The following is a 20653-nucleotide window of genomic DNA, read 5'->3' as shown; positions in this document are numbered from 1 at the left end:
GTGAAGGGGCATTATATTTTGCGGGGACAGGTGAAGATAAAGGGACAGTAACGGTGACCGGGTATATAGCTACCGGGACGACCTTTACCTATGGGTCATTAAGTCAGGTAGAGAAGACATTAGTGGGGATAAAGTATGGGTTTAAGGTCAGTGCGAAGGATGTGTTGGGTAATACTCTTACTTTAACTGCGGCTACTTCGACTATTAGCTTGACTAATCTTAATTGGATAGATGGAGCTACTTATAGTGCAGGTTATGCGTATGTTGCCGCTACAGGAACTGCAGGAACGATGACTCTGGTAGTAAGCGGCTATCGCGGAACGACTTCTGAATCATTAAATTATGCATCTACTACTCAGACACCAGTAAATTTTGTGGGTATATGTCGTGGATTTAAGATATCTGCCTATGATGAATTAGGTAATTGGATATACCTAAGAGAGGCAACTACTACTATTACTTTAGGTGCAGGACTTAATCGGACCGAGCCAGATACTTATGATAGTGGTTATGCGTATGTAGCGGCGACAGGGACAGGGCAGATTACTTTAACAGTAGCAGGCTATGTAGGAACAACTACTGGGACAGTATCTGCGGGAACTGATGTCACTTTTTATGGCATAAAGTTTGGATTCAAGGTAAGTGCGAAGGATGAGTTAGAGAGGACGATAACTTTGACAGCGACTAATACTACTAGACTTACCTTGACTAATCTTACATGGATTGCTCCTGCTACTTATAGTGATGGTTTTGCATACATTGCCGCTACAGGGACTTCTGGAACGATTACCTTAGTAGTAAATGGGTATGTCAAGACGACATCAGTAGAGCTTGGCTATGATAATACGGTGCAGAAAGAGGTAAATTTAGGGAGCATAAAGTTTGCTTTGAAAGTGATAGTCCGGGATGAGTTGGGGAATGGATTGTTAGCTACTGATTTGAGTCCAAAGACATTTAGAGGAGTGGAACCGAGTACTTATACAGTTACTGCTGGTACAACCACATTATACTGGGCGGATACGATGGGGACACCAGCAACATTATCTATTTTAAAGAGTGGTTATGTATATGCAAACAAGACACATTCAGGATTAGACATTACTACCGCCGGTGGGATTACCGGCACATCATCAGGGCAGATTGTGATAGATTTAGGTGGTGATAATGCGACCAAGACGATTCAAACAGCCTCCATCTCTACACCTGGGACTTATGCGATTAAAGGGTTAGAGTGTATATTGAAGGTACTTACATACGATGAGATAGAAAATCCATTGACAGAAGTAACTGTTCGGAGGAAATCGGGAGCTAATTGGTATGATCCAACTTATTCAAATGCAGGAATAAATAGAAATGAGTATTATTTTGTTCTGGCGGTTACCTCTGTTGGATTGGGGGCGACAAAGACAGGGTATGTGCAAGTTTCAGGTGGGCCGTTAAATCTTGTGAAATTATCTAATGCAACACAAACAGTTGTTACTATGAAAGGTACACAAACTCTTGGTGGAACTGAGATTCCTGCTGGTAGTTCGGCACTAACCAGTGGTTTGAAATACTCAATGAAGGTAGAATTGGTCAAGAACGAATTAAATGGAACTGTAACTTTAGTAGATGGAGGTATTTTGTTTGGGACAGCGACAGATTCAGGATTTGATATTGCTACTCAAACAGTAAGAAATGGTATAGGTTATATTGCAGGAAGTCCTACGACTACAGGAACTCTAACTATTACTGTTCCAGGATATGTAAAAAGTGCTACTGGTGCAATTAGTTTAAGTTTGGACTCGCCAAATATAATAACATTTGACCCATTAAAATTCCGATTAAAGGTGATAGTCGCAGATGAGTTCGGAAGTACTACTGGATTTAGTTATCTTGAGTTAGGAACTGCTACCTTTAGAGGGGGAACTCCAACAATTACTTCAGGGAATATATTATATTGGTTAGATACTCAAACTACAACATCTGGGGTATTGAATATTCAAAAAATAGGATATATACGAGCCGAGAAAACAAATGATGCTTTAGGGACAATTTCTACATCTGCTAATGCACAAACAATTATTGAGTTTGGTAGTTTTAGTGCTAAAGCAGGGTCAATCTCTACTACAGGAACACATTCTATTAAAGGGATGCAATTTAATATAAATGTAATTGGGATAAAGAATGAATTGTTGGCGACAATGACGATGACAACAGATACTATCTTTAATTCTTCAGGCTTTGGGATTATTGCCCAAACGGTGAAAGATGGAATAGGTTATATAGCAGGAAGTTATACTCCAGGTTACTTAAGCATTATTATGCCTGGTTATGTACGCGCAACAACAACGGATAGTATGTCACCAGAGGATGGTTATGGTGCTCTAGGAGGGATATGTAAGGTAGCTTATAGTCCATTATGGGAGGGGGTGGACTCTCTAGGTCCTCCGTTGAAATTTTGCTTGAAGGTAATAGTAGCAGATGAATTAGGTAATCCACTTGCGAGTTCAACTTTATTGCTGGCTAAGTTTAATGGAAGAGCCATGGATGCATCCACAGGCACGAATATATTATATTGGGCAGATCCAGAGATGGGAACACTAAAGGAATTACAGATTCAAAAGACAGGCTATGTAAATGCTACCACTACACATTCAGGATTGCAATATATTGAAACAGGGTCTGAAACCCAAATCATCATTAACTTTGGTAATACAACTACTATTCAAACTAATAATATCTATCAATCTCCAGGGCAGGATAAAGCTACTTATACTATCAAAGGTTTGGAATTTAATATCAAAGTTTTAGGAGTAACAGATGAATTAGGTAGGACAATGACCTCTACGGGAATTTCGTTTGATACTCAAGAAGGTGGTTTTAGAATAGCTACTATAACTCTACAAAATAATATCTGGTATATTGCTGGGAGTCCTACTACCTGGGGAACATTGACAGTAAAAAGACCAGGGTACATAGATACGAGTGTATCCTTTGCCCCTACAGGTAGTACCCAGACGACGGTTGTTTTTGGGACAGCAACAGAATTTCTTACCGCTAATCAGATTGGACCACGAATGAAGTTTGGATTGAAGGTTACAGTTAGGAATGAACTTGGTTGGACAACAGGGTTTGATTATCCTAACCTTGGATTAGCCAAATTTAGAGGTAATCCCCCAGCTACTTATACTGGAACTACCTTATACTGGGCAGATACTGGAGGGGCAGGCACATTTACCCTCCAGAAGGCAGGATATGTTAATGCTACGGCAACTCATTTTAATCTTGGGACTATTACTACCGGCACATCTAATCAAGTCTGGATCAATATGACATCTACCACTACTATTCTATCTACTAATCCTATCCCAACATCCACCACCTATACCATTAAAGGTATGGAATTTAATATCAAGGTCATAGGTATCACTGATGAATTAGGTGGGACAAGTACAATTATGCAAACGTATAATACTGCTAATTTGGCTAGATATACCGCTGTTCCGGGAGGATTTGTAATTGGGACATGGACAATTCAAGGTGGAATAGGATATATAGCGGCAACAACGACTGTTTATGGGACATTAAATCTTACAGTAACAGGATTTGTGACTACAGGAGCAACTCTTACCCTTTCTGCAGGTACACAGGCTACTGTGGATTATGATTCAGGTGCTATAGATTTGGGGGCAAAATATGATGCCCCAGGATTACCTTATGGGTTAAAGGTAATCGTTTGTGATGAGTTAGGGCAGAGTGCAGGATTTAACTGGGATAATCTTGAAACAGGTGGAGGAAATGGCACAATTACCTTTAGAGGTATTAATCCTTCTACTTCCACAACTAATGTTTTTTACTGGGATGATACTGCAGGTCCAGGTGGAGGATTGTCTATTTGCCGAAAAGGTTGGGTAAATGCAACAGAGACTAATACTGGTATAGGGAGTATTACTACCTCTTCTGATGGGCAGAGAATAATTGAATTAGGTAACTATCCTGCAACTACTACCTATATTTCTCAAGTAGGGACTACTTCTATTAAAGGTATGGAGTTTGCGATAAAAGTTCTTGGTGCTTTAAATGAGTTAGATGGGACACTGACTCTTTCTGGAACTAATACTTCCTTTTCTTCTACTGGATTTGCTATTCTTGATGCTACTATTACCAGTACTGGAATTGGTTATATTGCAGCTACGGTAACGACACAGTCTGAATTGAGGATAGATAAATATGGATATGTAGGAACAATAACTGAGATATTCCCACTAGATGATTTTTATCAACCGAAAATTGCTTATAAAGGAAATTCTACTAAGTTTCCTGATATAGACTACAAAGGAGGACAACTCCAATTTGCTTTCAAGATTTCCACAGGTGATGTTAAGGATGAATTGGATGTCACTTTAACCCCTGTGGCTACGGATACGGTGAGGTTGTTTGGGACATCAGCGGGAACACAAGAGGTTACTTATCTCGATGGTGGGACACAAACATTCAGTAGTGGGAATTGGTATATTGCCGCTACCGGGACGGAAGTTTGGGCACAATATTGGAAGGATGGGTATGTTGTGACCATGTCAACTGCTTCGGTTTCGGCGAGCAAGACTTTACAGATGCGACCTAAATTTATGGGACCGGATGGTGCTTTGAAGTATGCGGTGAAAATAGATACAGTGCAGGATGAGTTAGGGGCGATTTTGACCTTACAAGGTCCTTCAACTGGCACCGAGTCGGTGAAATTACTCATCCCAGGGTCAACCACACAATTACCTTATATTGCAGGACCAAGATGGGGGACATCAACCTCTTCCTGGTACATAGCGGTTGGTACAGGGACTGGTTTCCAGGCACAATACGCCAAGAAAGGTTATGTCACCACGACCAGGAGTCAGGTTGGCACTTCTACTGGTGGCACACAAACACTACCTACTTTCTTAGCCAGTGAAGGGAATGGGTTAAAGTTTGTCTTGAAGGTAGTGGTTACGGATGAATTTGGTAATGCAGTAGATGATGCAAAGGTAGAAGTGATGACCGCGACAACATCACTGGCAGATGTTTATGGTAGTACTACAAAATCAACTACCGTTGGTGGAACTGCTACGATAGCCATTGACCCAAGTTTAGATGATACCGGGACATTGACCCTGAGGGTTAGTAAAACAGGATATATCACCAATACCTCAAAGATATTCTATCAGGTTTTAACTGCAACTACGCAGTATGTAGCCACAGTTACCTTCCAGACAGTAAGGGCAATTACTGTTACTCCAACAACTGGGTCAGTTGGTTTAGTGGTAACGGTAACGGGAGACCATTATGCTCCTACCGAGCAAGTGAGAATAGATTTTGGCGAAACAAAGACGATTCAATTGGTTACAACTACTGCAGGCGGGACATTCTCGACTACCTTTACGATAGATACCCAGCGATTTGGGACACATACAATAACCGCAACCAGTGTAGCTACAGGGCAATCTGCTACCACTACATTTGCTATTCAATCCAGTATCACCCCTGTTAGCCCGGCACAAGGCTCTGTCGGGACACTGGTAACGATAAACGGAACAGGATATGATGCCAATGAGCAGATAAATATAGTCTTTGGGACGACTGGCACATTAACTACGGTAGTCACGAGTAATGACGCGGGTTCATTCACCATCACCTTCACTATCCCCTTAGAGCCGTATGGGAGTAAGACGGTTAGAGTCAAAGGCATATCAAATTCCTTCCAGGAGAAGCTGACAGAATTTAAGATTACTGCTCAGATTACATTACTAACTCCTAAATCAGGGACAGTTGGTTCTACTGTTACTGTAGAAGGGGATGGATATAGTGGGGATAATGAAACTGTAGTTATTAAGTTGGGCACAACTGTGCAACCAAGGAATAACACTATAGCATCTAATAATGGGACATTTAGTATGACATTTACAGTAGATACTCAACCTTATGGAACGACAACAGTTTCAATTGAGGGGCAAGGGAGTTCTGGTCAAATAGTAACAGGTAGTATTACTATTTTAGCTAATATAATTGAGGTTACACCTACTATTGGTACTGTAACTTCAGTGATAACTGTTTCAGGTAATGGTTATGGAGGTAGTGAGACAGTTGATATTTATTTTGGGACACCAACAACAAATTGGCGAGGTAGTAAGACAACATCTATAAACGGGACTTTTACACATACCTTTACAGTTGATAGACAACCAATGGGAACAACTACCATTGTCATTGTAGGGCAATCAGGGGCACGAGCTACCAGCACTGCATTTGCTATTATTAGTAATATAAATGTAACACCAACTACGGGAACAGTAGGTGCTCTTGTAACTTTATATGGTGATGGTTATAAAGCCAATGAACAAATTAAGATAGATTTTGGTTCGTTCATAGATGTTTGGACTACTAATACAAATGGTGCGGGAACATTTTCAATTATACTGACTGTCTTACAGCAGCCAGCAACGACTACTATTACCGCTCGGGGTATGACCTCGGGGGCTACAAACACGATAGGATTTTATGTTCAAACATCGATTTATCAAGTTACACCAACTTCTGGAACAATTGGGACTCTTGTTACTATATTGGGGCAAGGATATGGGATAAGTGAACAAATTCAAGTAAATTTTGGTAACATAAGTAATATAAAAACTGGAACAAGTAATGTCTCAGGAACATTTAGTCTTATCTTTACCACGCAAGACCAACCTTATGGATTAAGAACAATAGTGGCAAGAGGTATGACTTCCAGCAGAGAGTCATCGGGGACATTTAGTGTTATATCGGCGTTAGTTGTAATTACACCTGCAGAAGGAACAGTAGGGAGTGTGGTAAGTGTAACAGGTAGTGGTTTTGGGACAGGGACTATGGGAACAATCACCTTTGGTGGTTTATTATCGGTGAGAGCGACATTTACTACCTCTGCTTATGGGACATTTTCCAAAACCTTTACTGTGGATACCCAACCTTATGGTAGTGTGACAGTGGTAGCTCGGGATAAAGATGCAAGTGCTACAGACACCACGCGATTTAAGATAACAGGTAATATTTGGCAGATTATTCCTACCAGTGCTTATGTTGGAGAGGTAATAACTGTTTATGGTAATGGTTTTAAGGTAAGTGAATCAGTAGAAATAGATTTTGGTGAGGTAAAGACGATTACCTGCACGACCACAAATGTTAACGGTTCATTCACTGTCACCTTTACAGTAGTTCAACAGCCAGCCACTACTACGGTTAAAGCCAGAGGGATGCAGTCTGGTACTCAACCTGAAAAGACATTCCTGGTTAATCAACGGATTATTTATGTTAATCCTGCTTCGGGTATAGTAGGTAGTGTACTAACCGTAGAAGGTGAAGGGTTTATTGCTGGTAGAGAGATTGTAATTACCTTTGGGACAGCGATTCTTTCCTATGCTACTCAATCCGCCAATTCAGCAGGAACATTTAGTATTGTATTTAGTAATGCAGAAACAAATCTAAGTCATCCTTATGGGACAACAACTATAACAGCTACAGTAGTGGATTATTCAGGGATTACTGCGGCTACTACTACTTACAGAATTTCACCATATATTACTTATGTTACTCCTTCGAGAGGAACTATAGGTTCTCTGGTCACAGTTCAGGCAACAGGGTTTGAAGCAAGTAGAACAAATATAGAAATTAAATTTGGGCAATTAGACCATTCGATGGGGTTAACATTCCAGTCTGCTAATTCTGGAAGTATCACAGCAGTATTTACAGTAGATACTCAACCTTATGGGACAACTACGATTAAAATTACAGGACCTACGGGTGCCTATGCATATACTAATACAGCTTTTTGTCTCATTGGCGGTATTTATTTAGTTACTCCAACAAGAGGAACAGTTGGAAGTTGGGTAACTGTATATGGTAATGGTTTTCAGGGTTTAGAAAGTGTGCGGATAGAATTTGGTAACCATACAAGCATTACTTTTGTTACCACTGGTGAGGGAGGAACTTTTTGTCTATCATTTACGGTTAATACCCAGGCATCTAATCGAATGCAGGGAACTACGATTACTGCCATTGGAAATATGTCAATGGTGTCATCAATAAATAAGGAATTTAATATCATTGCCAATATATATAAAGTCTCACCCAATTATGGGACTGTGGGAATTACAGTAAATGTTTACGGGAATGGTCTTAAATCTTTGGAGTATTATTTTAGTCAGTTTGAAGAGGAGAGTGAAGTTGGGCAATACGATACACTTGCAGATGGGTCATTTGGATACACGCAACAAATTCTGACATATCCATTTGGAATGAGAATAATTAAGATTCGAGGGATGAACTCTCCTCCGGATGGACACATAGCTACTTCTACATTTACTATTAGAGGAAATATACTTTCTATTGAACCTGGTACCGGAACAATAGGTATTCAGGTTGCAATTTCGGGGAATGGTTTTGGTGCCACAGAGGTAGTAAATGTTAAGTTTGGTGGGATTTGGGTAGGAAGTGTTACTACAAGTGGTAAGGGGACTTTCGCTACTACCTTCACAACTGTCACTCAACCAGGAACACCTACGACGGAGGTAAGAGTAGAAGGAAATGTAGCGACTGCATCTACTACTTTTAAGATACTGCCAAAAATTATTATTACACCTACTTCCGGGACGGTGGGAACAACTATTAGTTTGGATGGCGAAGGATTTGGGAAGTTCGATGACAACGAATCTATAAGCATTGATTTTGGCACAAGCATACAACGAGCAAATATTCCGGTATCACAAATGAATAACTATGGAACTTTTACTATTACTTTTACCGCTGATGTTCAAGCGGCTACTACTACAGTTAAAGCAACAGGTGCATCAGGTATAATAGGAACTACTACTTTTATAGTTACAGGTAGAATCTGGCTGATAACTCCTCAAATAGGGACTGTTGGGAGTGAGGTGACGGTGAGCGGTGATGGTTTTGGAAGTAGTGAGCTGATAAAATTAACCTTCGGTGATACAACCACCTGGACAACAAAATACAGTAGTGCAAATGGTTCATTTAGTGTTACCGCGACCGTGCCAGGACAAAATGCAGGCGTCAAAACTATTACTGCTTATGGGCTTACTTCAGGACATTATGGTGAAGGGACATATACTATAAGGGGTCAGATTAGTATTTCACCAACTGTAGGTTCTGTTGGAACTATACTTACGGTAACGGGGAGTGGTTTTGCCTCAACGGTAGATGTTTATATAGATTTTGGGACGACAAAAACAATATCTTCTACCTCAACAGATGCGGCTGGTGGATTTGTTAAGTCATTTACCGTTGATACTCAACCTTATGGGACTACTACGGTATCTCTTAGTAGCCCCTCATCAGAAAATGTTTGTTTATTTACCATAAGTGGAAATATCTTTAAGGTAGAACCTACATCTGGAACCGTAGGTAGTTCTATAACCCTTTTTGGAAATGGATTTGGGGTATCACAGGATATAACCATTAATTTTGGCAACTATGCAACATTGACCGTCTATGGCAGTTCTACTCAATTTGGTTCTTTTAGTATTACTTTGACTGTAAATGTTCAACCTTATGGGAGTCATACCATTACAGCTAATGATATTTATACCAGGGGAACTAATAGTTTCGTTATTTTGGCAAAAATAGTAGATGTAACACCGACATCAGGAACAGTCGGGTTACAAGTTACAGTTTCTGGTAATGGATATGGTTCGTCAGAGTTAGTGGCTATTGGATTTGGGTCAACACCGACAATTACCACTACTACCGCCAATTATTTAGGTAGCATTAGTTTAGTTTTTACTACAGATGTTCAGCCTTATGGGACGACCACAATCTCTGCAACAGGAGCTGCGGGGGCTTATGCCACGAATACTACCTTTAAGATAACCCCAAAGATGATTTTAGTTACACCCTCTCAAGGGACTATTGGTTCTGTTGTAACTATTATTGGAAATGGATTTACACCTACTCCTGGAGTGATACAACTGGCTATTGGTTTGCAGATTGATAATACTAAAAAGGCGGCTACATCGGGTTCTTTAACAGTGGAACTGATTATTTCTTCTGGTCAACCAGGTGGAACAAAGACAGTTTATGGGACAGATACTTCTGGTATAAGAACCGAGGGAACATTTATTATTATCCCAAAGATAACCGATGTTACTCCATCTGAAGGAACTATTGGGCAAAGGGTTACTATATCTGGTAATGGTTATGATGCAGGTGAAAATGTTAAGATAGGATTTGGGGAGGTAGTATCTATTGCTACGGGTCTATCGAATTCACAGGGTGTGTTACTATCAACTTGTAATTTTGAAGTTAATACCCAACCTTATGGTTCAACGACTATTACTACTACTGGTTTTAAGATTGCTCGAGAGGCAATTAATTATTTTAAGATAAGAGCAAGAATAGTTTCCATCTCTCCTGATGCAGGAACTGTTGGGGCATGGGTGACTGTAGTTTGTGATGGTTATGGTAGAAATGAGACTATACAAATAATATTTGGTACCAAAATTCCTCCTTCTTTTCCTCCGATTTTGACGATACCAAGTATTTCTGATTATGGGACTTTTACTGCCAGTTTTACCATAGATACTCAACCTTTTGGTACTACAACCATATTAGTTAAAGGAACAAATGTATCAACAGAAGAAAAAATTGGTTCAATTACCATTAGACCTAATATTTATTCCATTACTCCGACTTCAGGGACAATAGGGATTTCGGTGGAGATAAAGGGTAATGGCTATGGGTCGAGTGAGGTAGTGGATGTAGATTTTGGTTTATTGAATACAGACCCGGGAACTACCAATACTAATATTGATGGTGTATTTAGTTATACCTTTACTATCCTTACCCAGCCGGCAACAGTAACCGTAAAGGCAACGGGACTACAAACAGGCACTTCTGCTACCACCTTATTCCATGTCTTAGGCAAGATTTGCGAGATTACACCCCGAGCAGGCACGGTAGGTTCAATTGTGACCATAAAGGGTGAAGGATTTGGGGCAACGGAGTCTGTGCCGATTAAATTTGAAATAACTGAAGGGATTGCTACTGCGACGACGAATAATGTAGGAACATTTTCGCAGACTTTTACTGTAAATACACAGTCTTTAGGGGATAAAGTTATAACAGCTACAGGGGTTAATTCTAAGAGAATAGGGACAGAATCATTTACGATTAATCCTAATATTTGGGTTACGGCTACTTCCGGAACGGTTGGATTGGTAGTAACGGTAGAAGGAACAGGATTTGGTGGTGCAGAAAGTATTTCTATACATTTTGGGACAACCAGGACGATAACTACCGGTAATAGTGGTGGTGCATTTGGGCAGGGAAGGTTTGTCATATATTTTACGGTTAATACTCAAAAATATGGGACGACAACAATTACTGGTAAGGGCCCAGGAACTCAGGCAAATACCTCGTTAGTCATCTTACCTAACATCTTTTTTGTCAGTCCTGTTTCCGGTTCAGTGGGAACAATAGTTACTGTGCAGGGTAATGGATTTGGGGCAAGTGAGGTAATTGTGATTCATTTTGGGACAAGTGCTACCATAACCCAGACCTCAACGCAAGCCTTTGGGTCATGGACAACTACCTTTACGGTTGATACACAGGGATATGGTCTTAAAACTATCACGGCTTATGGTAGTGATACCACTCAAAAGGCTCCTGGGACTTTTTCACTTACCATAACTTCAAATTTAACATTTGTTACACCTTCTTTTGGAACAGTGGGGACAGTAGTAACCATAAATGGAGAAGGTTTTAGTGCCTCTGAGACTATTCGGATAGATTTTGGGACAAAACGGAGTATAACCGTAAGTCAAGCCAATGCCTGTGGGACATTTACTACTTCATTTACTACGGATACGCAACCTTATGGGACAACGACAATTAATGCTGTGGGTGTTTCTGCATCAGGGACTTCAACCGGCTATTTCAAGATTGTTAATATCATTATTTATTTGTCACCAAGAACTGGCACAGTGGGTAGTTTTGTGACTATTGCTGGTAATGGATTTGGTAGTGCAACACAAATATCCATAAATTTTGGGACAGATGCGCTTCCGGAATTTAACTCTACGGCTTATGGTTCTTTCTCAACTAAATTTACTATTACTACCCAACATTTTGGGACGCATACGGTTAAAGTAAGTTCTACTTATGGAGAGTATTTTGAATCTATTGGTAGTGTAGGAATTACCTCTAATCTATTCCTATTCTCACCACAAAGCGGAACAGTAGGAACAATAGTTACCATAGCCGGGAATGGATTTGGTGCCACAGAACTTATCCAGATAGATTTTGGAACTAATGTTACTTTATTAACTACTTCAACCTATGCAGAAGGGTCATTCTCCACTACATTTACTGTTAATACCCAGCCTTATGGCACGACAACACTTAAGGTTACAGGACTTGGTAGTCAACAGTATGGGACGGTATCAGACTATTTCTTCAAGATTTACTCAAATATAATTTTGTTTACTCCGACCATTGGCTCTGTAACCACAGTAGTTACAGTGGCAGGTAATGGTTATGGGGCAAGTGAGGAGATTTCGATTACAATTAGTGGAGGTGGAATTGCCGACAGTATACGAGGAACTATATCTACTACTCTTTTTGGGTCATTTAGCACTACATTTACCATAGATAGACGAATGTATGGGACAAAGACTGTAGAAATGAAAGGGACGCTCACTCAACAGATAGGCACTCGAACATTCAAGATACTTCCAAGAATTTATTTGGTCTCGCCAACTCAGGGTTCAGTAGGCATAACGGTAACAGTGTGGGGTGATGGTTATTATTATCACTCTGGCACATATGAGAACGCAGTTTTAGACTTTGGTAATGAGATAGATAAATATGTGTGGCTGAGGATAAATAATGATGGGAGTGTTGATAAAGCCGATACACCTGGTTATTTTACCTTTGTGATTGATAAATCTCAGCCGTATGGGACTACGACCATTACAGTTCATAACAAGGACTCAATAAGTGAAGGAACTCCTACTGCTTACTCAAGTTTCTTTATTTTACCTGATATCTGGAAGGTTGAGCCACCAGAGGGTATTGTGGGAACAATTATAACTATTTGGGGTAGGGGTTATGGCAACAATGAGCAAACAAGAATAGATTTTGGTTCGAGACAGAGTATAACGATTGCTGTAGCTGAGGGAGTAGGGTCATTTAATGTTACCTTTACTATTGATACACAACCTTATGGAATAACAACTATTATAGGTAGAGGAAATACCTATAAATCTCAGGCAACTAATACCTGTAGGATATTACCCAATATTATTTATTTGAATCAACCAGCAGGACCTGTGGGAACAGTGCTTACGGTAAGTGGTAATGGATTTGGGTTATCACAGACTATAAGGATAAGATTTGGGATGACTCCTACGATTAATACCATTAGCAGTACTAAATATGGGTCATTTACGATTACCTTTACCGTAGATACGCAGGCGGCAGGCACCTGTACGATTACCGCCTATGATGATGTTAATGGAATTTGGGCGGCAACCACTACATTCCAGGTTCAGGCAAGGATTTATCAAATTACTCCAACAAGAGGTAGTGTAGGAAGTTATGTTACTGTTTCGGCAGATGGGTTTAAGAGTAATGAGTCTGTGCGGATAACTTTTGGCGATAAGACAACTATTACTATCGTCCCAGCCAGTCAGGTATCTGGTGGGACATTTACAACAAAATTTACTGTGGATACCCAACCGTATGGGACGAAGACTATTTGGGCTTATGGTTTAGTATCCGAGTTACCTACGAATGAAGGGACATTTACTGTTATTCCCAATATTATTACGGTTACTCCAACTAAAGGCACAGTAGGTAGCATAGTTACTGTTGCGGGTAATGGGTATGATGCCTCAGATACGGTCAAATTGATATTTGGTCAGGCACCAGGAATATTGATAGAAGAGAGAGGTTCAACTACAGATACCGGTTCCTTCACCTTTACCTTTACGGTAAATACCCAGCCTTATGGAACGACAACTATTATCGTGCAGAGTCTTAGAAGTAGCGTGCAGGCAACGAGTAGTATTATATTTAGTATTCAGCCAAATATTATCTTTGTTACACCGACTGCGGCAACCGTAGGTAGTGTAGTTACAGTATCTGGTAATGGGTATGGTTTATCAGAAACTATTCTCTTTAAGTTTGGCACTACAGGAATATTTACTACAGGCTCTGCGACGGTGAATGGTTCATTTACCTTGACATTTACCGTAGATACTCAGCCGTTTAGCACAACAACTATCAGGGCAACTGGTGAGATTTTTGGTGAAACAGCCGCAACAACTACCTTCCGTATCCAGCCGAATATCTTTTTAGTTACGCCTACAAGCGGGACCGTAGGTAGCTATGTGACTATATATGGGAATGGATATGATACCTCTGTGAGTATAAATGTTAACTTTGGGACAATAGCAAATATAGTTTTGACAAGTGCAAGTGTGGATGGGTCATGGACGGTGAGATTTACGGTTGATAGTCAACCGTATGCAACGACAACTATTGTGGCGAGAGGTAGTAGATATAATGAGCAGGCAACGAATACATACTTTATTACACCTAATATTATTCTTGTTTCACCTACTACGGGGACGGTAGGGACTTCAGTAACGGTAGAAGGAACAGGCTATCCATCTACGGGGTATATAGCGATAGATTTTGGAACAGTGCAAGGGGCAGCAGGAGCATCATCTCCATCATGGGCTGATGACGAGTGGGAATGGCATATCAGGAGTATGTCATCAGACTATAATAAGGGTTTAATAAGATTAGTATTTGAAGTTGATACACAACCTTACGGGATAACCTCTATAACTGCGGTATGGAAGAGCCAGGGATACCCATATACGGATAAAAATTATAATATTTCTGCCAGGGGGACATTTAGTATAAGACAGAGGGTTGTATTTGTTACTCCTACCTCAGGTTCAGTGGGGACTATTGTTACGGTAAGAGGTGATGGGTATCGGGCAAGTGATACGGTGAGAATTGACTTTGGTGACCCAGCTCAGGGAGGAATGCAAGGGATTACCACAGGTTCAAGTACTGACTATGGTTCATTTACAATTACTTTTACAGTAAATACCCAATTTTATGGAATAAAGACTATTAAAGCGTTGCATAGTTCTCCTTATCTATCTGAGGAAGGCACTTTTTGTATAACGGCAAATATTATTTTAGTTACGCCAACAGAAGGAGTGGTGGGGAGTGTTGTTACGGTAAGGGGTAATGGTTATGGTCAAAATGAATTAGTCAGGATTAAATTCGGGACTAATGCGACGATTACTTTAGTTTCTACTGACCCTACAAGCCCTGGATACTACGGTTCATGGACAACTACATTTACAGTGGATACGCAAAAGTATGGATATACGGATATTGTGGCCTATGGGTCTGATACAGGTGCGGTTGCAACTCGAACCTCGCCTAATACATTTATGATAAAATCGCAAATAACCTTATTTACGCCGACAAGAGGAACGGTAGGAACAAATATAACTATCAGTGGCACAGGGTATCCTAATGAGGAGGTAGTTATTGAAATCGATGAAAATGAGTATATGATACAAATAAATCCTTCACCTTCAAATGGTTCTTTTACTACAGTTATTACGATAGATGAGCGGCCATATGGGACAAAAACTATTATTATGAGAGATGTTAGTCCTGTGGTTGCTAGAAATACAAGGGGATTTTTTGTATTACCTAAGATTATTTCAACTACACCTATGCAAGGGACAGTTGGTAGTATTGTATCTATCCGTGGTAACGGTTTTTGGATAGGGGAAATGATAAGGATTCAATTCGGTGCTGTTATTACTATTACTTTAGTAACATCTAGCTCAAGAAATCCAGAAACATATCATGGTGGCACATTTACTATTACCTTTACGGTAGATACCCAATCCGATGGTTCAACCACGATTATTGCCCGAGGGCTTATTTCTGATTATCCGGCTACATCTTCTTTCTTTATCTTGCCTAATATCGTTTCTATTACCCCTACCCAAGGCACAGTAGGGACGATTGTAACCGTTTATGGGAATGGTTATAGTGGTAGTTCGCTTGTGCAGATAAAGTTTGGGACAACAGAGACGATTACCACGGTAACCGCCCTTTCTTCTGGTTCAATTACGATTACCTTTACTGTAGATACCCAGCCAGGAACGACAACTATATGGGCAATAGATTTAGTTTCTGGTGTCTTTTCTACGGCAACATTTTATGTCTTACCTCGCATCTTTGAGGTTACGCCTTCCTCAGGAACAGTTGGAAGTAGAGTTACATTATATGGTGATGGATATCAAGGAGGAGAATCGCTAAAGGTTAAATTTGGTATTTCAGAATTTGTTGGAGCACAATTATATCCAACTGGGGCTACGGCTACTTCTTCCGGCTCATTTACAGTTGCTTTTGATGTTAATATACAATGTTTTGGGACCAAAACTATTGTAGTTATAGGTCAGGGTTCTGGTCGTCAATCGGAGAAGTTCTTATATGTGATTATGCCAAAGATTACTAATGTCGCTCCTCCTGAGGGAACCGTTAGTTCTAAGGTTACTATTACGGCAAATGGTTATGGGAGTAATGAACAGGTGCATATATTATTTGGGACTACGGGAACAATTACAATCACTACTCCATCATCAGATGGGACATTTACAGTGAGTTGGACGGTAAATGAACAACCTTATGGAACAACGACTATTGTTGGTATTGGGCTCAATTCCTATCCGTGGTATGGTGACTGGGAAACGGGGGAGGGACACGGCACCTGGACTTTTGTGATTACAGAGAAACTTACTTTAGTTTCACCGGTTACTGGGACGGTAAGCACGATTGTGACCGTGCAAGGAAATGGCTATGGGGCATCAGAGAAGATAGAGGTAGCATTTGGGATTAAGGGGACGATTACCACAGTCACCTCTAATAGATTTGGGACATTTGCTACTACCTTTACTGTAGATACCCAACCTTACGGAAGCACAACGATTACTGTATCTGGTGTCCAAAGTGGTAGAAGTCTCCAGAGTGATTTTAAGATAATCCAGAGGATTAGAGAAGTGTCACCTTCAATAGGAACTGTTGGAACTAACATTACAATTTATTATGATGGTTATTTCCGAAATGATGATCTTCGTTATGATTTTGGGAAAAAGATTGGAGTCTATGGAGGCAAGGCACCTTTAGATGGTGAGTCATACATTCAACCGATACCTTCTGTGGATCAACAACAGGCGGGAACTACTGCTGTAGTCGTTTATTCAATAGGAATATCTGATATTAGGGCCACAAGCACATTCATCATCATCCCTCGTTTATTAGTCACTACACCCTTATCAGGTTCTGTAGGCACGGTAGTGACGGTAGAGGGTGCGGGATATGGGGCAACCGAAACAATTAAGCTGGATTTTGGCACGACCCATAGTATTACTACGGGAATAACTACAACAGAGGATGGGACATTTACTACTCAGTTTACCGTAAATATTCAGCCAGTAGGTATAACTACAATCAAGGCAATGGGCCATAAACTTAGAACCTATTTTACCTGGCCAGATGCTTCAGCTACATTTACTATTACCAGCAGATTAACCATTACACCTACTTTTGGCACGGTAGGAAAAGAGGTGACAGTCAATGGACAGGGATACAAGGCAAGTGAGACTATTCGGGTGAGTTTTGGCAGGACATTTACTATCGCAGTAACTACGGCTGATTACACCGGTTCATTTACTACTACCTTTACTATCGATACCCAGCCAGCAGGTTCAACTACGGTTATCTCTACCGGGATAGATAGTGGTGGGTCATATACTCAAACCTTCTTCATTAAGCCAAATATTATTCTGGTTACACCGAGGGCAGGGAGTGTTGGTTCATTGGTTACGGTTAGAGGTAATGGCTATAGTGCCACCAACCTGGTTCAGATAGATTTTGGCACTACACCTTCACTAATTATTACCTCTACCTATCATCATGGTTCATTTACCACTTTCTTTACTATCACTACACAACCTTATGGCTCGACTACTATCACTGGTAGAGATAGAGGTATTCCTGGTGAATCAGCTTTTGACAGGTCATTTACTATCACACCTAATATTATTTACATCTTTCCAACTCAAGGTTCGGTAGGAACGGTGATTACCATTAGCGGGAATGGTTATTCTGCTACGGATAGCATTCGTATAGATTTTGGGACCAGTCGGACAATTCAGACGGTTACATCTGTAGCACAGGGTAGTTTCACCACTACATTTACCATAGATACCCAACAATATGGTATTACTACCTTTACTGCCTACGGAAAAGGAACAGGGACAGAGATAATTAACTCTGCGGGCACTGTAACTATTCTGCCAAATATTATCGTGATTACACCTACACAAGGCACAGTTGGAACAATCATCACTATTCGTGGTAATGGTTATGGGGCAAGTCGGACGATTCGGATAGAGTTTGGGACAACACCTACTATTCAATTTACCTCAACCTATGCCCGGGGTTCATGGACTACGACATTTACCATCGATACCCAACCTTATGGCACCACCAGTGTCAAAGCCCATGGTGATGACCAGAACCTGCATTGTGAAGGGACGATAACCGTTCTACCCAATATTATCCTGATTACACCTAAATCAGCAACAGTAGGTTCAATAATTACTATTGCCGGGAATGGTTATGCTGCTTCAAGGACGATACGGATAGAATTTGGGACAAATAGGACTATTCAGATAACTTCGACTTATGCTGAGGGGTCATTTACCACTACCTGGACAATAGACACGCAACCTTATGGGACAACTACGGTTGGTGCTCATGGTGATGACCAGGATTTACATCGTTACGGGTCATTGAGTATTGAATCCAATATTATCTTGATTACTCCTAAATCAGGCACAGTAGGTTCAATAGTGACGGTCAGCGGTAATGGATTTGGCGCCTCAAAAACCGTAACCATAGATTTTGGCAGAACTACAAGTATTCAGTTTACCTCAACCCAGGAATACGGTAGTTTTACTACTACCTTTACCATTGATACCCAGCCGTGGGGGATTACTACGATTAAGGCACATGGTAGTGAAGAGGCTGTTGGAACTTATACCATCTTACCAAATATTATTCAGATTACACCCAAATCAGGCACCGTCGGGGCAGTAATTACTATTTCTGGTAATGGTTATGAGGCATCAGATACGGTGATGATAGAATTTGGGACGACTTCCAGTATCCAATTTGTCACCTCTGCCTACGAAGGGTCATTTACCACCACCTTTACCATTACTACCCAGCCTTATGGAACGACAACGGTAATTGCCCATGGATATGACCCGCATATCCAGGCAGAAGGGACAGTGAGTATTTTACCCAGGATTATTTTGGTTACGCCTCTAACTGGTGTAGTGGGAGATAGGATTACGGTTAGAGGTAATGGATTTGGTGCGACGGAGAAGATTTATATACATTTTGGGACAACTAAGACAATAAATACAACAACTACTGAGGCTTATGGTTCATTTACGACCTGGTTTAGCGTCGATACACAGATGTATGGGTCAACAACTATTACGGCGGTGGGAAGTGTAACAGGTGTTTTAAACTGGGATTATTTCACGATTATAGCACGGATTATTTCGGTTACACCAACTACAGGCACAGTAGGAAGTTGGGTTACGGTTAAAGGAAATGGTTATAAGACATCGGAGACAGTAGCCATACATTTTGGAACGACACGGACGATTACTACCACTCATGTCAATGGGCTTGGGTCGTTTACAGTTAAATTTACCGTAGATACTCAGCCTTATGGAACGACTACTATCATTGCTTACGGAACAGAATCTACGATTTCGGATGATGACCTATCCTTCTCTATCCAGCCAAATATTATCTGGATTTTCCCTCAAGAAGGAACGGTGGGAACAAAGGTTACAGTCAGTGGGAATGGTTATAGCACATCAAAATCGATACGCATAGCCTTTGGCACTACACCTACTATCGTGATGGTGACAAGCACACTCCACGGCTCATTTACTACCACCTTTACCATTGATACACAAAGATATGGGATTACAACTATCACCGCACATCAAGATAATATAGGTATAAAATCAGATGGCACATTTACTATTCTGCCCAATATCATTTTAGTTACACCTAAACAGGCAACGGTAGGAAGTATAATCACGGTTAGGGGTAATGGTTATGGGGCATCACATACGATTCGGATAGATTTTGGGAGGACTCAGACTATTCAGACAACCTCGACTTATGCTGAAGGTTCATGGACAACCACATTTACCATAGATACCCAGCCGTATGGGACGACAACGATTATGGCAGAAGATATAGAATTTGCGGTGGGGGTAGTAGTGGCTTATGGTAGCACGACTATCTTACCAAATATTATCTATATCTCACCAACTTCAGGGACAGTAGGCACAGTAATTACTATCAGTGGCAATGGCTATAGTGCTTCAAATACGGTCAGGATAGAATTTGGGACAAATAGCACTATTCAGACAACTTCGACTTATGCAGAAGGGTCATGGACAACCACATTTACGATAGATAGTCAGCCGTATAGTCTAAAGACAATTAC

The 20653-nt window shown here is 40.6% G+C and carries 1 protein-coding gene (cut by a window edge); it reads left to right on the top strand.

All coding sequences use genetic code 11. The annotated features are described in order from the left end of the window. Positions 1-20653, top strand: part of the annotated coding region (locus AB1422_00005) for a hypothetical protein (protein ID MEW6617733.1) (this coding region is incomplete at both ends). 64476 nt of the annotated region lie beyond the right edge of the window; 20653 of its 85129 annotated nt are in view.

It is taken from the genome of bacterium (genome assembly GCA_040757115.1).
Classification (GTDB): Bacteria; UBA9089; CG2-30-40-21; order CG2-30-40-21; family SBAY01; genus JBFLXS01.
The sequence above is the reverse complement of the archived record's forward strand: the minus strand, read 5'-3'. Positions and strand labels throughout refer to the sequence as shown.